Source organism: Streptomyces sp. NPDC088124, from assembly GCF_040685895.1.
Classification (GTDB): Bacteria; Actinomycetota; Actinomycetes; order Streptomycetales; family Streptomycetaceae; genus Streptomyces.
This window is the reverse complement of record NZ_JBFBJB010000011.1, coordinates 114897-138461: the sequence shown is the minus strand read 5'-3', so window position 1 is coordinate 138461 and position 23565 is coordinate 114897. Positions and strand designations below refer to the sequence as shown.

General features: G+C 74.5%; 11 protein-coding genes. 4 read left to right on the top strand and 7 right to left on the bottom strand.

What is annotated here, in order from left to right:
• Nucleotides 1-3: 3 nt before the first annotated feature.
• Nucleotides 4-999 (bottom strand): aldo/keto reductase, encoded by a 996-nt coding sequence (locus AB0P17_RS11670; protein WP_365809874.1) that lies wholly within the window; start codon nucleotides 997-999, stop codon nucleotides 4-6.
• Between the two features lie 127 nt (nucleotides 1000-1126).
• Here AB0P17_RS11670 and AB0P17_RS11665 point away from each other — a divergent pair, with 127 nt between their 5' ends.
• Nucleotides 1127-1987: a helix-turn-helix transcriptional regulator gene (locus tag AB0P17_RS11665; protein ID WP_365809873.1), complete on the top strand. Its 861-nt coding sequence runs from the start codon at nucleotides 1127-1129 to the stop codon at nucleotides 1985-1987.
• A gap of 27 nt (nucleotides 1988-2014) precedes the next feature.
• Here AB0P17_RS11665 and AB0P17_RS11660 read toward each other — a convergent pair whose 3' ends face one another.
• The 4 genes from AB0P17_RS11660 to AB0P17_RS11645 form a co-directional block, all read right to left on the bottom strand.
• Nucleotides 2015-8884 carry a beta-ketoacyl synthase N-terminal-like domain-containing protein gene (locus AB0P17_RS11660; RefSeq protein WP_365809872.1) on the bottom strand — a complete coding sequence of 2290 codons (6870 nt, stop codon included), beginning with the start codon at nucleotides 8882-8884 and terminating at the stop codon, nucleotides 2015-2017.
• Between the two features lie 117 nt (nucleotides 8885-9001).
• Complete coding sequence (locus AB0P17_RS11655) at nucleotides 9002-15031, bottom strand: SDR family NAD(P)-dependent oxidoreductase (protein ID WP_365809870.1); 6030 nt, start codon at nucleotides 15029-15031, stop codon at nucleotides 9002-9004.
• A gap of 56 nt (nucleotides 15032-15087) precedes the next feature.
• Nucleotides 15088-16683: a PfaD family polyunsaturated fatty acid/polyketide biosynthesis protein gene (locus tag AB0P17_RS11650; RefSeq protein ID WP_365809868.1), complete on the bottom strand. Its 1596-nt coding sequence runs from the start codon at nucleotides 16681-16683 to the stop codon at nucleotides 15088-15090.
• 79 nt (nucleotides 16684-16762) lie between these two features.
• On the bottom strand, nucleotides 16763-17905 hold the full coding sequence (locus AB0P17_RS11645; RefSeq protein ID WP_365809938.1) for an NAD-dependent epimerase/dehydratase family protein: 1143 nt from the start codon (nucleotides 17903-17905) through the stop codon (nucleotides 16763-16765).
• Between the two features lie 430 nt (nucleotides 17906-18335).
• Here AB0P17_RS11645 and AB0P17_RS11640 point away from each other — a divergent pair, with 430 nt between their 5' ends.
• From AB0P17_RS11640 to AB0P17_RS11630, 3 genes are all read left to right on the top strand, one after another.
• Complete coding sequence (locus AB0P17_RS11640) at nucleotides 18336-19718, top strand: wax ester/triacylglycerol synthase domain-containing protein (protein WP_365809866.1); 1383 nt, start codon at nucleotides 18336-18338, stop codon at nucleotides 19716-19718.
• Nucleotides 19719-19821: 103 nt separating this feature from the next.
• Entirely contained in the window at nucleotides 19822-20436 is a 615-nt protein-coding gene (locus AB0P17_RS11635; RefSeq protein ID WP_365809864.1) for an ABC transporter ATP-binding protein, read from the top strand.
• Entirely contained in the window at nucleotides 20433-21236 is an 804-nt protein-coding gene (locus AB0P17_RS11630; RefSeq protein ID WP_365809862.1) for an ABC transporter permease, read from the top strand. Before AB0P17_RS11635 ends, AB0P17_RS11630 begins: the two co-directional genes overlap by 4 nt.
• A gap of 30 nt (nucleotides 21237-21266) precedes the next feature.
• Here the strand turns inward: AB0P17_RS11630 and AB0P17_RS11625 are convergent, their stop codons facing one another.
• Together AB0P17_RS11625 and AB0P17_RS11620 are read right to left on the bottom strand one after the other, a co-directional pair.
• On the bottom strand, nucleotides 21267-22229 hold the full coding sequence (locus AB0P17_RS11625) for an aminoglycoside phosphotransferase family protein (protein WP_365809860.1): 963 nt from the start codon (nucleotides 22227-22229) through the stop codon (nucleotides 21267-21269).
• A 126-nt stretch (nucleotides 22230-22355) separates the two neighbouring features.
• Nucleotides 22356-23396 (bottom strand): GNAT family N-acetyltransferase, encoded by a 1041-nt coding sequence (locus AB0P17_RS11620; protein ID WP_365809859.1) that lies wholly within the window; start codon nucleotides 23394-23396, stop codon nucleotides 22356-22358.
• Between the last annotated feature and the right edge of the window lie 169 nt (nucleotides 23397-23565).

Genomic DNA, 23565 nt, shown 5'->3' with positions numbered 1-23565 from the left:
GCTTCAGTTCCCCACGCCGAGGCCCGACATGAACGCGGACGGGTACCGGTCGCCGCGCGCCGCGCCCGGCGGCACCGCCTTCTCGATCTCGGCGAGGTCGTCCGCGGTGAGGTTCAGCCGCATCGCGGGCAACGCCTCGGCCAGCCGCTCGCGGGTGCGGGCGCCGACCAGCGGCACGATGCCCTCGCCCCGCGCCGCCACCCAGGCGATGGCCAGTTGGGCCACCGTGCACCCCTTCGCCCCGGCGACCGCGCGCAGCGCCTCCACGAGGCCGAGGTTGTGTTCCACGTTCCCGCTCGTGAACCGCGGGCTGAAACCGCGGCTGTCGCCGGGACCGGCGGCGCGGTCGGCGGACCAGTGCCCGGAGATGAGGCCGCGGCCGAGGACGCCGTACGCGGTCAGTCCAATGCCCAGCTCCCGCAGCGTCGGCAGGACCTCCGCCTCGACCGCCCGCGAGATCAGCGAGTACTCGATCTGCAGGTCGGCGACCGGGTGCACGGCGTGCGCCCGGCGCACAGTCGCCGCGTCGACCTCCGAGAGGCCGAGGTGGCGCACGTACCCGGCGTCTATCAACTCCTTGACCGCGCCCACGGTCTCCTCGATCGGCACCGCGGGGTCGAGCCGGGCGGGACGGTAGATGTCGACGTGGTCGGTGCCCAGCCGGGTCAGCGAGTGGGCCAGGAAGTTCTTCACCGCCGCCGGACGGCCGTCATGCCCGCCGAACTCGGGCCCCGGCCCCCGCAGCATGCCGAACTTGACGCTCAGCCGGTAGCTGTCCCGGTCCCTGCCGCGCAGCGCCTCGGCGAGCAGCAACTCGTTGTGGCCCATCGCGTAGAAATCGGCGGTGTCGATCAGTGTGACACCGGCCTCCAGCGCGGCGTGCACGGTGGCGATACTCTCCGCGCGGTCGGCCGCGCCGTAGGCGCCCGACATGCCCATCGCGCCCAGGCCCAGCGCGGAAACGGCCGGACCGGTGCTGCCCAGGGTTCGCATCTGCATCGTGTTCTCCTTCGTGGTCGATCCGCCACCCACCCTGCGCCCGCCCCGCCGCCGACGGGAGCGGAGCGTTCATCATGGGAGAGCCGCTCCCTGGATGGGCCGGTCCCTCGCGAGGGACCATGGGGCCATGGAACGTGACCAGCTCGCCGACTTCCTGCGCCGCCGCCGCGAGGCGATCCGCCCGGCGGAGGCCGGCATCGCCAGCGGCCCCCGGCGCCGCACCACCGGCCTGCGCCGGGAAGAGGTGGCCATGCTCGCCGGCATGTCGGTGGACTATGTCGTACGCATCGAGCAGGGCCGCAGCAGCCAGCCCTCGCCCCAGCTGCTCGGTGCGCTGGCCCGGGCACTGCGGCTCTCCGACGACGAGCGCGACCACCTCTTCCACCTGGCCGGCCACCAGCCGCCGCCCGCCGACGGGGTGGCAGGACTGGCCCGCGCCGGCCTGATCCGCCTGCTCGACCTCCTCGGCGACACCCCGGCCCTCGTCCTGTCCGACCTGGGCGAGATCCTCGCCCAGAACCGGACGGCCGTCCTGCTCACGGGCGACCACACCCGGTTCTCCGGAGACCGGCGCTACGTCGTGCACCGCTGGTTCACCGACCCCGCCGCCCGCGCCATCTGCCCGCCCGAGGAGCAGGAGCACCACGCCCGCAAGCTCGTGGCCGACCTGCGCGCGGCCGCCGGCCGCCGGTCCGGCGACCCCACGGTCGCGGGACTCGTCGACCGGCTGCGCGCCGCGAGCGCCGACTTCCGCCGGCTGTGGTCCGAGCACGAGGTGGCGGTCCGGCGCGCCGACCGCAAGACCTTTCTGCACCCGAGGGTGGGCCGCCTGCTGATGGACTGCGAGACCCTGGTCACGCCCGACCAGCGCCAGCAACTGCTCGTGCTCACCCCGGCGGACGCCGGGACCCGCGAGAGGCTGGATCTGCTGCGGGTACTCGGCACCCAGGAGTTCCCCACCGGGCGGACCGGCCCGCCCGTACGGTGAAACGCGTGCGGAACGCTTCCGGGGCGGTCACCCCGGTACGGGAGCGGCGCCGGGGACCACGCGCATGCCCAGCCCGCGTACCCGGTAGATGCGCGTGTCGTCGCCCCACAGCGACGCGTCCGCCACCGCGTACGGGCCCCGCGCGTCCGTACCGGACTCGACGATGTCCAGGTCCACCCGGATCAGCCGGTTGGCCGGGGTGATCTGGCCGCGGTACGTCCAGGCCGTCTCGCGGCCGGGCAGCACCGGCTCGAACCGGGGGTGCGGGACACCGTCCGCGGCGCCGCGTTCGAGCAGGTGGTACTGGAGCAGCTGGCACATGGCCTCCAGGCCCAACGACCCCGGCTGCACCGGGTCCTGGAAGAAATGCGCCCGGAAGAACCACTCGTCCGGGACCACGTCCTTCTCCGACCGCAGCCGGCCGAGCCCCGCACGGCCCCCGTCCGGCCAGAAGCCGGTGATCCGGTCGAGCATCAGCAGCATCGGGCCCGGCAGCCGCGGTTCCCCGGCGAAGTACCGGGCGGGCCGTTCGGTCAGATCGACCGGGCGCCCGCCGGGCTCGTCGATCCTGGCCCGGTCCCCGGCCGGCACCGCGAGGCCCGGCTGGTCGTCGAAGGCCGACGGCGGGAAGTAGCCGAAGACCGTGGAGAGTTCGAACAACGGCGCGCCGCCGGCCGTGCACCGCACCCGGAAGGACTCGACGATCATGTCCCCGGTGCGGGAGACACGGGTCAGTACGGCATGGGTACGGACCGTGCCCGTCGCCGGGGTGACCTCACCGCCGACCGTCCCCGTCCCGTCGAGGTTGCGGAACAGCAGATCCGTGCCGGTGGTCAGCGCGCTGCCCACGTACGAGGCCAGCCAGCCACAGGGTTGCAGCGCGATCTCCATGAGGACGGCGAACGGCATCGTACGGCCGCCGCTCTGCTCGAAGTACCAGGCCCGCTCGGGTACGTCGTACTCCGCGACGACAGCGCTGCCCTCGCGCATCCCGCCCTGCGGCCCGTCCACCGAGACGACGCGGCTCATGAAGTGGTACGGCGGGCCCGGCAGCCGCGCGACCCTGCGGGTCCCGTCGAAGGGCGCGTACGCGGCGCCGAACGCCTCGCTCGGCCTGCCCCAGGCGCACGCCAGCAGCGACTCGTAGCCGAAGGGGAATCCGTCGGCCGCCGCGGCCACGGGCTTCTCCTCCCGGTGCCCGGCCAGCCCGCCGAGCAGGGGCAGCGGCACCGGCGTGGCGCCGGCCTGCACGGCGGGCGGACCCGAGCGCCGCCAGTGCGACAGCGGCCAGTCGGGCACCAGCCGCAGCGCCACGTCGCGGCCCAGGAACGCCTTCGCCCCGTCCACCGAGCCCAGCACATCGGCGTGGAGCGTGGGCACCGGGCCGGCCGAGACGCCGCGCACGAACACCTCGTAGACGACCCGCCGGCCGGACGGGGTGGCCTGGCCCCGGCACATCGTCCGGCACGGGTGGCCGTCGACCGGCTCGAACCGCCAGCCGTCCCGGTCCACGGTGAAGCCCATCGCCGCCAGATAGAACGCCATCGCCTGGAGACCGCCCTGGAGCATCAGGGTGCCCGGCATGCAGGGGTCGTTCTTGAAGTGCCCCGCGAAGAACCAGTCGTCCGGCGACAGCGGGGTCTCGGCCCGCAGATAGCCCCGGCCCCACGGTCCTCCCGCCGGGTCGAACGCGGTCACCTCGTCGATCAGCCGCAGCCGCCCGCCGTCGAGCCGCGGCGGACGGACCTGGGCCGCCGTCGCCTCCCAGCCGGGCCCGAAGCAGTCCGCGGGCCGGCCCTGGGCCAGGGCCGAGACCCGTTCCGCGCCGAAGCGGGTCAGCCCGCACCGTACGGCGGGCGGGTCGAGCGGCAGACCGTCACCGGGCGGATGCTCGGCGGGGTCCCACCGCACGCCGCCACCGCCGGCCAGCTCCTCGGGGGTGAAGAACCCGGCCTGGCCCTCGCGGACGCTCAGCCGCAGCTCGCCGTCGACGAAGCACGCGTAGTGGAAGAAGGCCAGCCGGACGCCACCGTGCTCCGCGTGGCCGTCGACGTGGATCTCGTAGCACAGGGTGTCTCCCGCCTCCGGCGGGCTGCCGTGGTACGTCACCTCGCAGCCGAGCAGCCGGTAGGCGCGCTCGCCCCGGTTGAGGAGATCGACGCCCAGCCAGCTGAGCAGGAGCAGGTCCGCCTGGCCCGCCTCGATCAGCAGTCCGGCCGGCATGCGCCCGGTGGAGTCCAGGTACCAGCTGCCGGGCAGGACGTCGGTCTCGGTCCAGACCGTCCCGTCGGTGCGCACCGGGCCGGGCGCGGCGAGCGCGGCCGGGACGGCGTCGATGCCGGTGACCCGGTCCGCGAACAGCATGGGCGGCTCGGGCATCCGGGTCTGCACCGCGTACGCGTCCTGCTCGGCGAACCGGGGGCCGAACAGCGCGGAGACCTCCCTGGAGGCGAGATGCTCCAGCTGGGCGCGGTCGAACTTCGGCCCCGGCCGCACGGGTTGAGCGGGCGCGGGTGGGGTCTCCGGCAGCCGCTCGGGACGTACGGGGGTGAGCGCCCCGGCGGCCGGACGGCGCGCCGGAAAGCCGGACGCCGGTACGGGGACGGGCCCGGTGGCGGTCAGCGCGGTGACGGCGAGGGCCGACACGCGCAGGAATCGCTGGTGGGCCTCGGTGTGTACGGCCATGATCTCCTGGTGCAGCGCGGCGACCCGCAGGCTCTGCCGGACGACCGCGGCACGGACCCCCGCGGCTCCTGAGACCGCTGCGGCTCCGGCGATTCCGGCGGCTTCCGCGAATCCGGCTGCTCCTGCCGCTCCTGCGGTTCCAACTGCTCCTGCAGTTCCAACTGCTCCGGCGACTCCGGCTGCTCCTGCGACTCCTGCGGTTCCAGCCGCTCCCGCGACTCCAGCCGCTCCCGCGACTCCTGCGGTTCCAGCCGCTCCCGCGACTCCAGCCGCTCCCGCGACTCCAGCCGCTCCTGCGGCTTTCGCGGTCTCCGCCGCTCCCACCGGCCGGGGCCCGGGGCCCGGGGCGCCCCGCCGGCCGGCCTCCCGGTCCGGCACCGGCACCAGTTCGGGGGCGCGGGGCAGCGTCACCACGGCCGGCTCCGGGGACGGCGGCGGCAGACACGGAGTCGCGGGTACGGGAACGGTGACGCTGGGCCCCGGCCGGGGAACCCCGGTGGCGGCCTCCGCGAGCCGGGCGAACAGCTCGTCGGCGCGGACCGGCACCCCGGCGACGACGAGTTCGGCGACCGCGAGGCAGAGCTGCCGCAGCCCGGTGTCGCCCGGGGCGTCCAGGGCGACGGCCACGTGGTCGCGGTCGCCCAGCACCCGCTTGACCCAGCCGGTGCAGAGTTTGCGCGGCCCGTGCTCCACGAAGATCCGGATGCCGTCGGCCCAGGCCCGCTCGACCGTGGCCGCGAAGTCGATCGTGTTCATCCCCTGCGCGGTGAGCGCCTCGGCGGCCCGCTCGGCCGTCGGCCGGTACGGCTCGCCACCGGCCCCGCTGTAGAAGCGGACCCCGGGGACATCGACGGTGGGACGGTGGTGTGCCGTGTGCCACGCCCCGCGCACCTCGGCCAACTCCGGTGCGTGAGCCGCCAGATCGTAGTCCAGCTCGATCGCACGGTCCGCGCCGATCCGGGCCACGACCGCCCCGCACGCACGGGACTCGCCGCCGATGACGCAGACCTCGGGCGCGTTCACCGCCATCAGATGGACCGCGACCTCACCGGCCAGCTCCCCGCGTACCGCCTCCAAGGGCGCGTTGACCAGATAGGTGGCCCAGCGGGTGCCCTGGACGCCCAGCCGCTCCCAGTGGCGTCTCACGGCCCGGAGCTCACCGGTCAGCTCGGTCGTGAAGAGCCCGCTGTCCAGGGTGGCGTCGTACAGTCCCGCCGCGTCCGGCCAGGCACCCAGCGCGACCAGCGCGGCCGACTCGCCGGAGGAGTACCCGACGGCGGCGTCCGGCCGCAGCCCGAGCACCTCCCGGGCGAGCACGGTATGGAAGACGGCGAGTTCGGCGGCGTCCCAGATCTGTTCGAACACCCCCCGCTCCGTCCGGGACCGCAGCCGTGCGCCGATCGTCCCGTGCCCGGCCCTGACGGCCTCCCCGAGGCACGGCAGCGCGAGCATCAGCTCATGGCCCATGCCGGGGTACGCGGCCGAGCCGTTGGTGTAGACGAACGCCGTCCGCCCCGCGACCGGCCCGTCCCGGTACAGCACGTCCGCCGGACGGATTCCGCCCTCGGCCAGCCAGCGGCGGGCCGCCTCCTCGCGGCCCGGCAACAGGGCGTCGTCGTCGACCACCAGCGCCAGCCGGGCCGGGCCGGCGGCGGACCGCGTACCGGACTCCAGCGCCGCCAGCACCTCCCGGCGGTCGGCTCCCGAGAAGACGTGCAGGCGCGGGGCCGGGCCCCGCAGCCACGGCCGGGCGTCCCCCGCGCGCAGCCGGACGCCCGCGGTGGGTCCCTCCATCGGTGTCACCGCGACCTGCGCGGTACGGGCGACGGCCGCCGTGTCCGCGGGCCGGCCGGGACGCGGCACCGCGCGGTGCTGGAGCGCGAGCGCGGCGACCGCGACGGAGACCAGCCCGTACGCGGCGTGCGCGCGGCCGAAGGCCGACGCCGGGTCGAACACCGCGTCGGGGCCGTCCCCGACGACCATGTCGGGGACGTCGGCGGGGTCGGTGGGAGCACGCGGGCCGACGGGCTCCTCGTCGAGCAGGGCGATGACGGTGTCGCCGTCCCCGCGGGCGGTGTCCAGGGACTTGAGGACCAGGACGACGGCGGCGTCCCCCGGTTCGCTCTCGTGCCCCAGCTCCCGCAGCGCGGCCCGGTGGACCACCCCGTGGCACAGATCGGTGGAGCCGACGAGCGCGGCGTCCGCCTCGCCCGCCCGGACGGCCCGGGCCGCGACGTCCAGCGCCACCAGTCCGGACGCCTCCTCCGCCGACACCGCGAAGCTCGCTCCGGCCAGGTCGAGTTGGGTGCTGATGCGGTTCGCCACCAGGTTCGGCATGCTGCCCACCACCCCCTCCGCGGTCATCGGCCCCACGAAGGCGTCCCGGGCGAGGGCCGCGGACGGGAGCGCGCAGCCCGCTCCCGCCTGCTCCAGCCAGTACGGAACCCGCCAGCGGGCCCCGGCCCGCGCCACTTCCGGGTCGGCTCCCATACCGATGACCACCATGGTCCGCTCGCGGGGCAGGGACACCGCCCCCGCGGCCTCCCGGGCGGCCTCCAGCACCAGGAGCTGATGGCGCACGGTCCGCTCCAGGGCGAGGGGCGGGAAACACAGGTCCGTCAGACCCACCGCGATCTCCGTGGCCGGGCCGCGCCGTTCGCCGCCCAGCACCGCCCGGCGGAAGTCCTCGGCGCAGGTCCCGTCGCCGACCCGGGCGCCCAGGGCGACGATCGCCACCGGGCCCCGGCCGCCCGGCGTGTCCCGCGCCGGGTCCGGGACGGGCGCGGCGGACAGCGGGCGGGCGGGGGCCGGCGCGGCGGACAGCGGGCGGGCCGGGGAGCGTCCGGCGGACACCGGGCGGACCGGGGAACGTCCGGCGGACACCGGTCCGCTGTCGTCCGGGTGATCCACGATCAGATGGGCGTTGGTCCCGCCGAACCCGAAGGCGCTCACCGCCGCCCTGCGCGGCCCCGGCCACGGTTCCGGCGCGGTCAGCACCCGCAGCGGCGTGCCCGCCAACGCGTCCAGCGGCCGTTCGGCACCGAGCGTCGCCGGGCGGATCCCCGTACGCAGCGCGCCGAGCACCTTCAGCAGCCCCGTCACCCCCGCCGAGGCCAGCAGGTGCCCGACGTTCGACTTCGCCGAACCGACGGGCACATCGTCGCGGGCCCCGAAGACCCGGGCCATGGCACGCGCCTCCACCGCGTCCCCGACCGGTGTCCCCGTCGCGTGGCACTCGACGAGCGACACCGTCCCCGGCGCCAGGCCGGCCGCGTCGTACGCCAGACGCATGGCCCGTACCTGGCCCTCCTCCGCCGGGCTGATCAGCCCGGCGCCGCGCCCGTCGTTGGACAGTCCGACACCGCGGAGCACGCCGAGCACGGGCAGCCCGGCGGCGCGCGCCTCGGACAGCCTCGTCAGGGCGACGAACCCGGCGCCCTCGCCGTGCACCAGCCCGTCCGCGTCCCGGTGGAAGGGCCGGCTGCGCCCCGTACGGCTGGTCGCGGACAGCCCGCAGAACCCCACGTGCAGATAGAGGGGGTCGGCCCGGCTGACCGCCCCGGCCACCATCAGGTCCGCCGTGCCGTCGTGCAGCCGGTCGCACGCCAGCTTGATCGCGTACAGCGAGGAGGCGCAGGCGGCGTCGAGGGACCACGCGCCCGCGCCGAGCCCGAGCGCCCTGGCGGCGAGCCGGGCGGGCAGTCCGGACGAGAAACGGTTACGGGCGTCGGGCCGCACCCGGCGCTCTCCCGTCAGCAGGGCGTCACGGACCTGCGGGCGCTGGGCGGACAGCCAGACGTGCTCGGCGAAGGCCGTCCCCGTGGGCGTGGGGTAGGAGAGGTTTCCCAGCACCAGTCCCGCGCGCGGCAGCGGACCCTCGCGGCCCGCCTCCGTGAGGGCCTGGCGGACGCCGTACATGACCCAGTGGAAGAGCGGGTCCAGCGACAGGATCCGCTCCGGGGCGAGCCGGAAGCCGCTCGGGTCGAAGACGGACTCGAACCCCTTGACGTACCCACCGACATCGCCGTAGGTGCGGTCGAGGTGGTCGTCCACCGGGCCCATGGCCCAGCGGTGCGGCAGCCGCCACCGGCCCTCGGGGACGGCGGACAGGCTGCCGCGGCCCGCCGCCACGTTCTCCCAGAACGTGTCCGGATCGAGCGCGTCGGGCAGCACGCACCCCCGGCCGACGACGGCGATCGGTTCGCATTCCATACGGGGCTCACTCCGGGTCGGGGACGGGTCGCTCGGGGTCGAACACAGCGGAGGCGCACGGGACTTCGGATTGACTTTCCTAGTGCCGCGACGGGGCAAAGCTTGCCGGGAGGGGCACTAGGCGGGACGGCGGACGAGTTCCACGCCGAGGAGTTCCAGACGGACGGTCCCGTCCGCGTCGATCAGCGCCGCGTCGCAGCGCGCTCCCGTGCTGTGCGCCTTCCGGCCCCGGACCACACACCGCACGGTGCCGTCCACCGGGCCGGGCCGGTGCAGCCTGCACTCCGCGACGGCCATCGGCAGCGTCGCCGCACCGACGGCGTGCCGGGCCCAGACCAGGGCGAGTTGGAGCGCGCCGTCCACGGCGGCCGGGTCCAGCGGCCAGTGTTTCCCCGGCCAGCCCAGGGCGCGCAGACCGGCGACGGTGGCCTCGGCACCGTGCTCCGAGACGCCGTGCGGGGTACGGACGGCCTGGAACCGAGGGCCGTGGAAGAGGAGTTCTCCGTCGTAGAACTCGCCGTGGTCCAGCGGCTCCAGGCCGTCCGGGCTGCCCCAGCCTGCCGGATCCGGCTCCACGGCCCCCGAGTCCAGCACGGCCCGGAAGTGCGCCACGCCGTCCGCGCCCCGCAGCTCCGCCTCCAGTCCCGCCACCGATCCGGCCGCGCCCCGACTCCCGCGCACGGTGAGCCGGTGGCCCTCGCCGGTCAGTTCCGGCAGGGCGAACTTCTTGTACACCCGCAGATCGCGCAGGACGAGCGGACCGGCATCCGGCCGCCAGGCGGTGGCCGCCCCGGCGAACCAGTTCAGGACCATCGCCACGGGCAGCACGGGAACCCCGGCGATCGCGTGGTCGGCCAGGTACGGCAGGGTGTCCGCCCGGACCAGCAGCTGGGCCGGCGGCGGATCACCGATGGGGGACAGGGCCGCGGGACCGCCCCCGGCCGCCAGCGTGACGCGCGGCTCGCCGGCCGTGCCGTCCAACTCGGCGGTGAAGGCGGCGGCCCCCTGTTCCAGAGGGATGAGCGGAACCCCCGACCGGCCGAAGTGCGCGGCCAGGGCGGGCGTGACCATGCCGCCCTGCCACGGGCCCCAGGCGACGCACCGCACCAGGCAGTCCGGGCGGCGGGCCTGCTCGGCCGAGGCCACCTGGCCCAGGATCTCGTTGGCCATGGCGTAGTCGCCCTGCCCCGCGTTGCCGTACCCCGCGGCCACCGAGGAGAACAGGCAGATCATGTCCAGCGGATCGCCGGCCGTCGCGGCCAGCAGCGCGCGCAGACCGTCCACCTTGGTGGACATCACCTGCTCGACCTGCGCGTCGCTCTTCTCCGCGATCCGCTGGTCGGCCAGGACCCCCGCACCGTGCACGATGCCGGTGACCGGGCCCCACGCGTCGCGTACGTCGCGCAGCGCGGCGGCGAGGGCCTCGCCGTCGCGGACGTCGGCCCGGACGTACCGGACGGGCGACCCCGCCGCCTCCAGCGCGGCCAGCGTCGCCCGTACCTCACGCGCGGCCAGGATCTCCCGGGCCCGTGCCGTGATCCGGGCGGGCGAGGAGTCCGCCGAGCCTCCGGTGGAGTGCCCCGCGGCGTGCCGCGCGGCGTGCTCGGCGAGCAGCCGGACGAGCGCCGGTTCGTCGTGGGCCGCGGCGGCCCCGTCGGGCTCGGGGACCGATTCCGTCCTGCCGAGCAGCACGATCCGCGGACGGTGCCTCCTGGCCAGGTCCAGCAGCGCGGCGGCGGTCACCCCGCGGGCCCCTCCCGTGGCCACGATCACCGACGCGGAGGTGATCCGCGGCGCGGCGGCGGGTGTCACCGGGGCGGGCACGGACCGGAGGGTGGTGCGGGTACCGTCCGCGCGCAGACCGGCCTCCGTGGCGGGGCCGCCTTCGAGCAACTCCCGTACGATCGCCTCGGCGACCGCCTCGTCGCTCCGGCCGCCCCGCTCGCAGTCGACGGCCTTGACCGAGGCGTCCGGCCACTCCTTCGCCGCCGTCCTGACCAGACCGGCGACACCGCCCAGCCACGCGCGGTCGGGCGCGTGACCGCCGAGCCCGAAGTCGCCCCCGGTGTCCTGCACGGTCACGAACAGCCCGCCCCGCCCGGCCGTCCTGGCCGCCACCGAACGTGCCGCGCGGAACACCGACCGATGGACCTCCCGCGCCTCTTCGGGCGTGCCGCTCCCGGTCAGCGCGCCGAGGTGTACGACACCGCGCGCGTCCTCGGGCACCTCGGCGACGGCGGTGGCGTCCACGCCACGCTCCGCCAGCTTCCGGGCGACGAGGCCGGTGAGCCCGACGCCTTCGGGACCCTCGCCCGTCACCACGAGCGGCCCGTCCAGGAGTCCCGCCATCGCCAGTCCCGCCGCCGGGGACTCCACCGCGCGCGGCACCAGCCTGGTCAGCGCCGTCTCCGGCCCGGTCCCGGCCTCGGCCCCGGTCCCGGGGGTGACGGTCAGGGTGGGGGCCTCGGGGGCCTTGGCGCCGGTGGCTGTGGTGAGGGCCTCGACGATCTCACGCAGGGTGCGGAGCTTGCCGAGCTGACCGACGTCGCCCGCCACGACGTCGCCGGCCTGCCGTCGCACGGCGGACAGGATCTCGACGCGTTTGATGGAGTCGACCCCCAGATCCGCCTCCAGCTCCATGTCCATGCCCAGCATGTCCACCGGATAGCCGGTGAGCCGGGCCACCACCGAGAGCAGCAGTTCCGCCAGCTCCGATGCCGACAGGTGCGCGGTGGCGGCAGCCGGTGCCCGGTCCTCGGCGGTGGACGGTACGGGTGCCGGTGGGGCCCCGGGAGCCGGCTCCCCGCGTGGCGCCGGAGGGCGGGGGAGTGACAGCGGCGCCAGGGGAGCCGGGGCCTCGACCACCCCGCCGACGCCCTGGTCCAAGCTGCCCTGGTCCAAGCTGCCCTGGCGCAGGCCGCCTTGGTCCAGGGCGTCGCCTTGATCCGCGCCGCCGGGGATTTCCCGAACTCCTCCTTGCCCGCCGTGCGCCCCGAGCATCGCGCTCAGGGTGGTCTCGGTCATCCGCAGGAACGCGATATGGCTGTCCGTCAGCATGCGTTGACAGGCGGCATGGGCCTCCGCCGTCTGCCGCTGGACGCCCTCGACCGCGGCGTACCAGTCGGCTCCGACGGTGGCCCCGGGCCCGGCGTCGTCGGCGGGCACCGGGGCGTCGGCGGACGCCGTGTCGTACGCCGGTGGCTCCGGGGCGCGGAGGGTGGTGGAAGCGTGAGCGGGCATGGGAACCGCCAGAGTGTCGGGAGCGGGAGCAGGGGCGTGCACAGGAGCGGGAACAGGCGCAGAAGTGGGCGCGGGCGGTGCCGGGGCTCCGGCCCGGGGCGGGTAGAGCTGACCGTGGTTGGCTCCGCTGATCTTCACGGTCATCCGGGGCCCGCGCTCCTTCGCCGCCGTTCCGGGCATGGTGTACGGCGCCCAGAGGGGGGCGAGGTCCAGGGGCACACCGCGTACGGCGAGTTCGCCGAGCGCGGTGTGCAGGGTGCTGACCCCGGACCGGCCCGGCCGGTCCAGGGGGACGGCCGCGTGCTCGCGGTCGCCGAGGATCTGCCCGACCAGGCCGGTCAGCGCGGTCCCCGCGCCCACCTCGACGAAGGTCCGCACCCCCGCCGCGTACATCGCCTCGATCTGGTCCTGGAAGAGCACCGGCGAGGCGAGATGGCCGGCGATCCGGCGGCGTATCCCGTCGGGCGAGGCCGGGTACGGGGCCGCGTCCGCGTTGCCGTACACCTCGATCCGGGGTTCCGTGAGCGGGACCGTGCGCAGGAACGCGGCGAGGGGTTCACCGGCCGGGGCGACCAGCGGGCTGTGGAAAGCGGTCGAGGTGGTCAGCCGGCGGGTGCCGACCCGCTCGGCCGCGAACGCCTTCTCGGCCCGCGCGACCGCCTCCGTCGTCCCGGAAAGTACCGTCTGCAGAGGGGAGTTGTGGTTGGCCGGCCAGAGGTCACCGAGTCCGCCACCGGCCAGTACCGCCGCCACGCGCGCCCGGTCCGCCGCCACGGCGAGCATCGCCCCCGGCACGGAGGCCGCGTCCCGCATCAGCACACCGCGCCTGCGGGCCACGGCGACCAGCGACCCGGCGTCCAGGACACCCGCGCAGTGCAGCGCCACCAGCTCACCGAAGCTGTGGCCCGCCACGCAGTCGGGCCGCAGGCCCAGGGACCGCACCACCGCCAGCAGCGCGAGCGAGTGCACCGCGAGCGCGGGCTGCGCCCACTCGGTGGCGGCCAGCACCGCCTGCCGGGCCGCGCGCTCCTCGTCGGTGAAGGCGGGCGGCGGGAACACCACCCGGTGCAGCGGCAGTCCGTCGAACCCGGTGCCGCCCAACTCGTCCCACACGGTCTGGGCCGCCGGTGCCAGCATCGCGAGATCGGCGCCCATGCCGACGTACTGGGACCCCTGCCCCGGGAAGAGGAAGCCGATCCGGCCGGGCGCCGGTGTCCCCACGGCGTACCGGATCCCCGTCGGTGTCGAGAACGGTGTGCCGGGCCGCCGCCGGATGAGCGCGAGTGCCTGCGCGTACCGATCCCGCAACTCCTCGACGCCGGTGGCGATGATGGCCAGCCGTACCGGATCGGTGGGCGAGAACGCGCTGTGGCTCTCCCGCGCGAGCGCGGCCAGCGGGCGGTCGTCGCCGGTGTCCGGGGCCACCAGGGCGGCCGGGGACGCGCCGCTGAACAGGACGAGTTCGCTGGGCGCGCAGCGGTGGCGCGGCGCCGCCCGGCCCGGGGTGCCCGCGGGCACGTACTCCTCCAGTGTGACGTGGAAGTTGCTGCCCCCGAAGCCGAAACTCGACACCGACGCCCGGCGCGGATGACCGGCGGGCCGTACCCATGGCCGGGCCTCGGTGTTGACGTAGAACGGGCCGTCCGGGGTGGCCGCCGCCGGGTTCGGCCGGTCGACCTTGATGGTCGGCGGCAGCACCTTGTGGTGCAGTGCCATGACCGCCTTGAGCAGCCCCGCCGCGCCCGCCGCGCACTTGGTGTGGCCGATCTGTGATTTGACCGAGCCGATCGCGCACCACTGCCCGTCCGTACGCCCCGAAGCCCCGAACACCTCGTTCAGCGCGTCGAGTTCCGCGGTGTCCCCGGCCTGCGTACCGGTGCCGTGCGCCTCGACCAGCTCCACGGTCCCCGGACCGTAGCCCGCCTCCTCGTAGGCGCGTCGCAGGGCCCGCGCCTGACCGCCGGACAGCGGCGCGTAGATCGCCGAACTCCTGCCGTCGGACGAGGTGCCGATGCCCCGGACCACCGCGTGGACGCGGTCGCCGTCCCGCTCGGCGTCGGACAGCCGCTTCAGCGCGTACATGACCACGGCCTCGCCGAGCATCGTGCCGTCCGCCGCGTCCGACAACGGCCGGCAGTCACCGCTGCGGGACAGCGCGGGGGTCTTGGAGAAGGACAGGAACATGCCGATTCCGTTGCCGGTGTCCACACCACCGCTGATCACCAGATCGGCCCGGCCGAGGGCCAGTTCGCCGACCGCGGTGGAGAGCGCCGCCAGGGAGCTGGCGCAGGCGGCGTCGGTGGTGTGGTTGGTGCCGTGCAGATCGAACCGGTTGGCGATCCGGCCCGCGACGACATTGCTGAGCAGCCCGGGGAAGGTCGACTCCCGCCACGGTGTGTAGTGCGCCGAGATCCGGTCGCACACCGCACGCGCCTCGGCCTCGGTGAGACCGCTCTCCCGCAACGCCTTGAGCCACACCGGGCGTTCGGTGCGACCGTACATGTGCGGAAGCAGTTCCAGGGCGGAGACCCCGAGGACGACGCCCACCCGGTCCCGGTCCATGTCCGGCAGGCCACCGGCGTCGGCCAGCACCTGGTCGGCCACCATCAGAGCGAGCAGCTGCGAGGTGTCCGTCGCGGACAGGCTGGTGGGCGGCACACCGTACGCCATCGGGTCGAAGTCGACGTCGGGCAGGAACGCGCCCCGGCGGGCGTACGTCCGGTCGGGGGCGGCCGGGTCGGGATCGTAGTGGTCCGCCACCAGCCAGCGGGAGGCCGGCACCTCGGTCATCAGGTCCTGGCCGCCGGTCACGATCCGCCAGTAGCCCGCCGCGTCGGTCGCGCCGGGCACGAGGGCGCCGGCACCGACCACGGCGACGGGTACCTGGCGAGGGGTGGAGGCGGTCACGGTCTCTCCTCGGATTCGGACGCCGGCAGTTGACGGATCGGGCGCACCGGGGCCGGTCATGCCAGCGCGCACGGTGTGTAGGTGAACGCGTCGGACGGCAACGGGACCCCGTAGGTGCGCAGTTGATGGGCGCGGGTGAGTACCGCGGCGCCTTCGAGCAGGTTGAGCGCGATCTGCACCACGGACCGGTTCGCCGGCTCGGCCAGGAACGTGCCCGCGGCCCACCGGTTGAACGCGCCCATCGCGGGACCGCACCAGATCTGGTAGTCGGGGCGCCGGGCCGTCTCGCCGGTGATCGCCCACCGGCTCGAACTGCCCAGATACCAGCGGAAGACCAGCGCCATCCGGTGCTTGGGGTCGGACTCGGCCCGGGTGATCTCGGTGGGATCGCGCCGCTCCCAGAACGCGACGGTGCGCCGCCAGACCTCGTCGAACGGGGCGCGCAGCACATCCCGTTCGATCGGGGCGCGCACCGCGGGCGGGATCTCCTCCAGCGAACCGTGGGCCCGGTACGCCGCGTGGAGCCGGCCGGCCCGCTGGGCGAACATCGTTCCCCGGGACAGCACTTGCAGCTGGACGCCCAGCTCGAACATGTCCGCCGCGGGTGCCATCGTCACATCGGCGACATCCGCCGCGCAGAGCATTGCCTTGGCCTCGTCGGACAGCCCCGCCTCGGTGGCCGTCTGGTTCACCGACCCGACGACCACGTAGGACGCGCCGAGGGCGAAGGCGGCGGCCACCGCGTCCGGTGTGCCCAGCCCACCGGCCGCGCCGACCCCGACCGCCCGGTGGTAGCCGAACCGCCGGCACAGTGTGTCGCGCAGCGAGGCGATCCTCGGCAGCAGGACCGACAGCGGCCGGTTGTCGGTGTGTCCTCCGCTGTCGGCCTCCACGGTGATGTCCTCGGCCACCGGTACGAAGGCCGCGAGGCCGGCCTCCTCACGCGTCAGCTCGCCCTCTCCGACGAGCCGGTCCAGCAGCGCGGCCGGGGCGGGCGAGAGGAACCTTTCGGCGACCTCGGGGCGGGAGACCTTCGCGAGCATCCGCGTACGCCGGACGATCCGGCCGTCCGCGCCCCGGCGCAGCCCCCGGGCCGAGCACAGCACGACGGCGGGGGTCAGCTCCATGAACGCCGACGCCGAGATCCGGGGCACCTCGCACCGCAGCAGCAGCTTGGCGACGCGGAACTCCAGCTCGGGTTCGGCCGGTGAGTGGATGAGGTTCACGCCCCAGTTCGGGCGGTTGCGCAGCTCGTCGGCGAGCGTCTGCACGGCCCGCTCCACGTCGCCGTAGGCCAGGCCGCCGGCGCCGAAGAACCCGAGCATCTCCGCGCGGGCCATCGCGGACACCATCCGGGTGGTCGCGATGCCGTTCGCCATCTCACCCGCGATATAGGGGAAACGGACACCGTGCGCCTCGCAGAAGGTGCGCCCGCCGAGCCACTCGGGGTACAGCGGTGGCAGCGTACCGAGTACCGGCGTACCGGCACCGGCACCGGACCTGGGGCCGGTCGCCAGCCCCAGCTCACGGCCGCCGGGGCCGCTGACGACGTGGACGGGTTCCCGGATGCGCCGGGCCAGCGCGACGATCTCCTCGGGGGAGAAGACCGGCGGGGACCCGGCGGGGGAGCCGGGAGCGGCGAGGACGGACACGGAGGGCTCCAGCGGGAGTGGCAGGGGCTGACGGGGGGAGACTCGGCGGCGCTGACGGGCGCTCAGGAGTACCGGGCGCTCAGGAGTACCGGGCGGGGGAGAGGCCGGGCCCGGCCGCCGGCCCGGCGCGCACGTGGTTCCTCGCGGCCAGGCCGGAACAGAGGTAGTCGAGGTCCACCCGGTCGGAGGCCGCCGAAGGACCGAGCACGGCCCTGACCCGGGTGTCGTCGAAGCGCCGCCGGTGGGTGAGATAGACCGCCAGCCCCGGGTAGAAGTCCAGCAGGGACTCCAGCGCCGACGGGTCGTCAGGCTCCGTGCCGACCAACTCGACCGAGACCGGCACCAGCCGTTCCAGCAAGGCCACGACCATCGGCACGGGTACGTCACGGTCATGGACCACGTGGTACGTGTCGACCCCGCCCGAGGGCGCCCGGTCGGCGAGGCGCACCATGAGGCCGGCCGCGTGGTCCACCTGCAGTAGGTTCAGCCGGCCGTGCGGATGCCCCAGCAGCCGGACGTGGGGGCGGCCGTCGCGCTCCGGACCCCCGGTTCCGGCGGTGCCCCGCGCGTCACGCATGATCCGCTCGACGACCTGCAGCGGGTGCGAGGGCAGCTCCGGGTGCGGCGGCAGATCCGTGACCAGGATGCTCGGCCGGAGCACCACGACCGGCCGGGCGTGCTCCCGCGACCAGGCGTGGATCAGCTTCTCCGCCTCGTACTTGGAGCGTTCGTAGGCGTTCTCGAAGCCGTACGCGTCGTCCAGCTCGTCCTCGTACGCCACTCCCTCGCGCCGCCCGCCGGCCACGAACGCGGTACTGACGTGGTGGACCACGGGCCGCCCGCGACCGGCGGCGGCCAACTCCAGTACGTGCCGGGTGCCTTCGACGTTGGTCCGGCGCAGCTCGGGGAGGTCTCCCTCCAGGTTGATGCTGCCCGCGCTGTGCCAGATCGCGCCGAGACCGTCGGCCAGCTCCCGGAAGGCGCGCTCCGGCAGACCCAGCCGGGGTCGCTCCAGCTCGGTCTCCACCACCCGCAGCCGGTCGGCGAGTCCGGCGGTGAACGCCTCGGGTGCGCCGGTCAGTTCGAAGAACCGGGTGATGCGGCGCAGCGCGTCGCCCGAGCCCGCGTGGGCCAGGACCGTCACTGATCGGTGCCTGGTGAGCAGACGGCGTAACAGGCGCAGTCCGAGGAATCCGGTGGCGCCGGTGAGGGCGACATGCACGATCACGACTCCAAGGGGTTGGAAAGGGGACGAGACCGTGGGCGGGTCGGTGCGTGACCGCCCCGTCAGCGGCCACCCGTGAGGCATTCAGGCACTTCCCCGGGGACCGGCGACCGCTGACGCACCGCATACGGTGTCAGAAGGCGGGCGGTGGCAGGTTCCCGATTCCGCCTGCTCACCCGAACGGATTACCCGCACCACGGCCGGACTGCGTCCCGGACGGTCCCGCGAGGAGCCTCCGTCCCAGGCCAGGCCCTGGCGTACGGAGCTGACGGAAGCGACCCCGGCCGTACGGGCTGCCCGCGGCGACGTCCTCCTTTCGGGTGATTCCATGAGCGTCGGCCGGGAAGCGGTCCCGCGGCGCGCGACCCTGGTCGGCGCCACCGGCCCGACCGTCTGTCCGTCCGTAGGCACGAACTGGAGTCCTCCGATGCCCGAGTCCGTCCCGTCCGTCCCGTCCGTTCCCTCGCCCCGCCATCCCGCCCACGCGCTCGACCGCGCGTTCCTCGGCATGGAACGCCGCCACCCCGGCGCCCGCTGGGACGCCGGTGGCGTCGCGTATCTGAGCGGTCCGCCCCCGAGCCTGGCGGACCTCCGCGCGTACGTGGACTTCCGCCTGGCCCAACTGCCCCTGCTGACCAGCCGCGTCGAGGGCGGACCGCGGCGCCCCCGGTGGCGGACGGACACGGGCTTCGCCGTCGACCGGCACGTCCATGAGGTGGTCGCCGAGGGCCCCGAGGAGTGGGACCAGGCCCTGCATACCGCGATCAACGCGCCGCTCGCGCCCGGCACCTACTGGGGGGTCTGGCTGGTCCACGGCCACGCGCCCGACCGGTACGCGGTGTGTTACCGCTTCCACCACGCCTGTCAGGACGGTGCGGCCGCCGCGATGACGTTCCGGACCATGCTGGGCGAGGGGGAACCCTCGGCCCGCCCGGTGCCGGGGAAGGGCCGCCGCACCGACCTGCCCCGACGGGCGGGCATGGCTGTCGGGCTGGCCGCGAAGTTCGCGTCCGCCTCCCTCGTCGGCCGCGGCCCCCGGCCGGCAGCCGCCCCCTTCGTCCCCACGGGCGAGAGGCGGCTGTGGCGCGGCCGGGTACCGGCGGGTGAACTCCGCCGGATCGGCGCGGCGCGCGGCGGCTCGGCCCACGATGTCCATCTGGCGGCGCTCGCCGGGGCGTTGGCGACCTGGTCGGCGCGGTCCGGCGTACCGCTGCCACGGGTGACGGCGCTGGTACCCGTCGACGCGCGCCGTCCCGACGAGGATCAGACCTGGGGCAATCGCTGTTTCGCCCTGCCGCTGGAGCTGCCCGTACGGACGGTCCCGAAAGACACGGACGCTTCCCGGGGCACGCGGGGCACGCGGGGCACGCGGGGCACGCGGGGCACACGGGGCACACGGCGCGGCCAGGACGGTGATGCGTCCCTGTGGCGACTGGACCGCGTCATGGCGAGGACCCGGAAGCTGCGGGGCGAGGCCTGGCGGCAGGCCATTCAGGACCTGGTCCGGTTCATGCCGGACCGTCCGACCGAGTGGTACCTGCGACGGGTGATCTCCCCACGTGTCACCGACGTCATGGCCACGTCCATGCCTCTCGCCGACAAGGGCAGCCTGGGGGAGACCCAGGTGACCGGAACCGCCCTGCTCCCCCTGCTCGTGCCCGGACACCTCTTCGGGGTGGGCCTCTCCTTCTTCGACACGTGGGCCGAGGTGTCCTTCCTGGCCGACCGCGCCCTTCCTCTCGGGGAGTCGCTGCCGGGCCTGTGGGAGCGGGCGGTGGCCGAACTGGAGGGCGCCCAGGCTCCCAAGTGAGCGGCGCGCGGCGCCGTTTCCGCCGCGCCGCACGCTCGTTGTGCACGGACGGAGCGGTCTCGCCGCCCTCAGGACGAAGACCTGGCATGGACGGAGCGGCCCGATGGACGTCAGAGGAGTGCATCATTCCTACCGCAAGCACGTCGTCCTGCGCGGTGTCGACCTCCATCTGCGGCCCGGGGTCCTCGCCGGGATCGTCGGGGAGAACGGCGCGGGCAAGACGACCCTGCTCAAGATCCTCTCCGGTGAACTCAGGCCCGACCGGGGCTCGGTCCACCACAGCGGGAGGTTCGGCTACTGCCCGCAGTCCGTGGTCCTGGACGACTCCTTCACCGTCCGCCAGCACCTGGACCTCTTCCGCCACGCCTTCGGGCTCACGGACCTGCGGCGGGCCGGGGAAGTGATGGAGGCCCTGGCCCTGACCGAGTACCTCGACCAGCGCGCGGGCGTGCTCAGCGGGGGCTCGCGACAGAAGCTGAACCTGGCCCTGGCGCTCATGCACGACCCGGACGTGCTGCTGCTGGACGAGCCGTACCAGGGCTTCGACTGGGAGACGTATCTGCGTTTCTGGGACCTGGCGACCGAGTTGCGCGACGCCGGACGCTCGGTGCTGGTCGTCTCCCACCTGGCGTACGACGTCGACCGGCTGGACGAGCTGTACCGCCTGGAGGGCGGACGCCTCACCCGCCAGGACCGGCGGCCGGAGGCGGCGGCATGAGGAGGCACTGGACCCTGTTCGTCACGGCTTCCCGGTACGCGCTGATCGGGCACGCCCGCAACCGGTTCGCGATGCTGCTGGTGGTCGTGTACATCCCTGTCTGGATCGCCCTGGCCTACGTGAGCATTCCCGACCAGCCGGCGCCCTTCCGGCTGCGGGCCACGGGCGAGGTCCTGTCCCCGCCCGGCAACCACCTCACCCAGATCACCGGCGCGCTGAACGCGGTCACCCTGATCGCCGGGTTCATGATGTTCGCCGCCACGTTCACGGGCGGTGCCTTCGACCGGCGCCTGGCGATGGCGGGGTACCCGCGCTTCCACCTGGTGCTCGCCAAGCTCTCCGCGCTCACCCTGGTCTGTGCCGCCATCGCCGCGTACGCCACGGCCGCCGCCGGCTTCGCCTGGTCCCCCCGGCAGCCCTTCCTGCTCGCCACCGCGCTGTTCTTCGCCGCCCTGACCTACGGCGCGCTCGGCGTGGTCCTGGGGTCGGTGCTCCGCCGCGAGGTGGAGGGAATGTTCGCCATCCTGATGATCAGCATCCTCGACGTCGCACTCCAGAACCCGCTCTCCAGCTCCGGATCGGACAGCGCCGTCGTACGCTTCCTGCCCTCGTACGGGGCCGTGCAGGCCAGCATGGCCGCGGCCTTCTCCACCGCGTCGGTGGCCCAGGGCCTCGCGATCCAGCTCCTCTGGCTCACCGGCGCGGCGTTCGCCGCGTTCCTGGTCTTCCGCCGGCGCACCCGCGACGCGCTCCCGCCGATACGGAGGCGACGCACCCTCCGCTTGAGCGGTGAACGATGAGGCCGGGGCCGCGTCGCGGACCGCCCCGGCTCAGGCCGGTGTGTCCAGCAGCGCGGTGACATAGGCGTCCAGCCGCTCCTCCACGGCTCGCGTCGTCAGCTCCGTCCTCCCCGCCTCCCGCCACGGCCGCGCCACCGACCGTACTTCCTCCGAGCACGCCAGCCCGTCCCGTATCCGCCAGTACAGCCGCTCTTCCGTGGCCGCGGCCAGCACCCCGCCGGCCTCCTCGTACGCCTCGGCGAACCGGGGACCCCACGCCGGGCCGTGCAGCAGCGCCAGATTGGTGCAGCAGTGCGCCACATCGAGATCCGTTGGGCCCCAGGAGGCCGCTGCCCAGTCGACGACGCCGGTGATCCGGGCGTCCGCCGACGTCGAAGGCGGCAGGTCGAACAGTACGTTGCCCGGCTGGAAGTCCCGGTGCAGGAACCGCCCTTCACAGGGTGGCGGGGGCTTGCGGATGACGTCGACAGCGGCGGCCCAAGCCGCCGCGTCGGCGCCCTTCGGAACCACGACGGTGTCGGCGGTCGTCAACGTCACATACTCCCGGGGCCGCTCGACGGGTCGCACCGCGTGGATGGCCACGAGCTGACGGGCCAGCAGGGGGAGGCGCGTCTCCAGTCCCTCGTCGTCGAGGACCGTCCGGCCCGCAAGGTGTGTCATGAGGAGCGACGGATACGCGCACTGCGTGGCGGTCGGATCCACCGCGACCAGTCCGGGAGCCGGCACACCGGTCCCCGCGAGCAGGGTCAGGGCGCCGGCCTCCCTGTTCAGCCCGTCCTCGGCGTGTTCCACGCGGAACGGGTCGACGAAGCTTCGCAGCACCAGGTGACGGGTGCCTCCGTCCCGCGTGGCGATGGTCAGCCTCCGCATGTCGGCGGTCATGCCGCCGTGCAGCGCCTCGGTTCCGACGATCCGTTCGCCGGCCTCCAGATGCCGGCTCACCCAGGCCAGTGTCAGCGGACGGACGGCCGCCGCCTCATCGTGGTTGGTCACCGTGCCACCTCATCATCCGGACTGCGTCACACGCGAGGGGGTTTCGGAGGCGACGGCCGTGCCACCCCGCGGCCGGGCAGGGGGCGCATGGTGGACCGTCCGGAGGCGAGGACGTCGATCAGGGGCTCACTCGTTGCCCCAGTCCCAGGTGTCGAAGTACGCGGCCACACCGGTCCGGCGGGCCTCGGCGACGGCGCACAGGCGCGCGAAGTCCCGAGGCGGCATCAGCGCCTCCCACTCGGCCAAGGCCAGGACCCGGACGTCGTCGTGCTCGCGCGGATCCAGAACGATGCCGCGGATCCGGGCCTCGGAGAGCCGGCCGCCGTCGAAGACAAAACCGATCGTGCTGTAGGGCCACTCGGTGCCGGGCAGGCTGTACACCGTCGCCAGGAGCCGAGGCGGCCCGGCCGGCGTGATACCGGTCTCCTCCTGGCATTCGCGCACGGCTGTGTGCCAGGGGCGCTCACCGGGATCCATCGTGCCGCCCACCATCTGCCACGGGTGAGAAGGCGAGTAGACGGAGTGGAGTTGGAGCGGCCGGTCGTGCTCGTCGGTGACATAGACGCACGCGAAGGCGGTGGCCTTGAGGACTGTCTCGGCATACTGCTCGGGCGGCAGCCAGTCGGGGCCGCCCGTCCGCGGGCTCGGGACGACCGGTTCTTCGAGACGCGTCATCCGCATCATTGCCGCGCTGCCGGCGAAACCCAGCTCGCGGTAGAGCGGTGCCGCCTCCTCACTGGCGTGCAGTTCGAACAGGGTGACGTGCTCGGCGTGGAGGCGGTTGAGGAGTGCGGACACCACCGCCCTGGCACACCCGCGGCGCCGGGCGCCGGGGTGTGTGGCGACGACGTGTACCCGGCCGGCCAGGCCCTTGGGGTAGGCCGGTGCCGGGAGTACGGGGTGGATCAGCCCGAGGGCGCAGGAGACGATCGAGCCGTCCGGGGCGTCGACGACGAAGGCGCGGGCGTCTCCCGCCGGTGTCAGCCGCGGCGCCAGCTCGTTCGCACACCGCCGGATCCACTCCTCGCTCAAGGGCTCGGAGAGGACGTAGGCGGAGCGCAGCCGGACGATCCCTTCGGCGTCGGCGGGCGTGGCGGCGCGGACCGCGGGCCGCTCGGCGGATGCCGGTGGTCCGGCCGTGGCGAGGGGCCTCATGTCGAGGTTCACGTGGCTTCTTCCTGTGGTGGGTTGTGCGGGTGGCGCCCGGCGTGCGTCCGGGCAGGGGGCCGGCGTCCGGGCTCGATGGCTTCCGCGGACGGCCGTGGGGGCAGGCCGACGACGATTCAGTTCACCGGGTCGGGGGAGCCTCGGCCCGGCGTGTCTCCTCGGCCCGGCG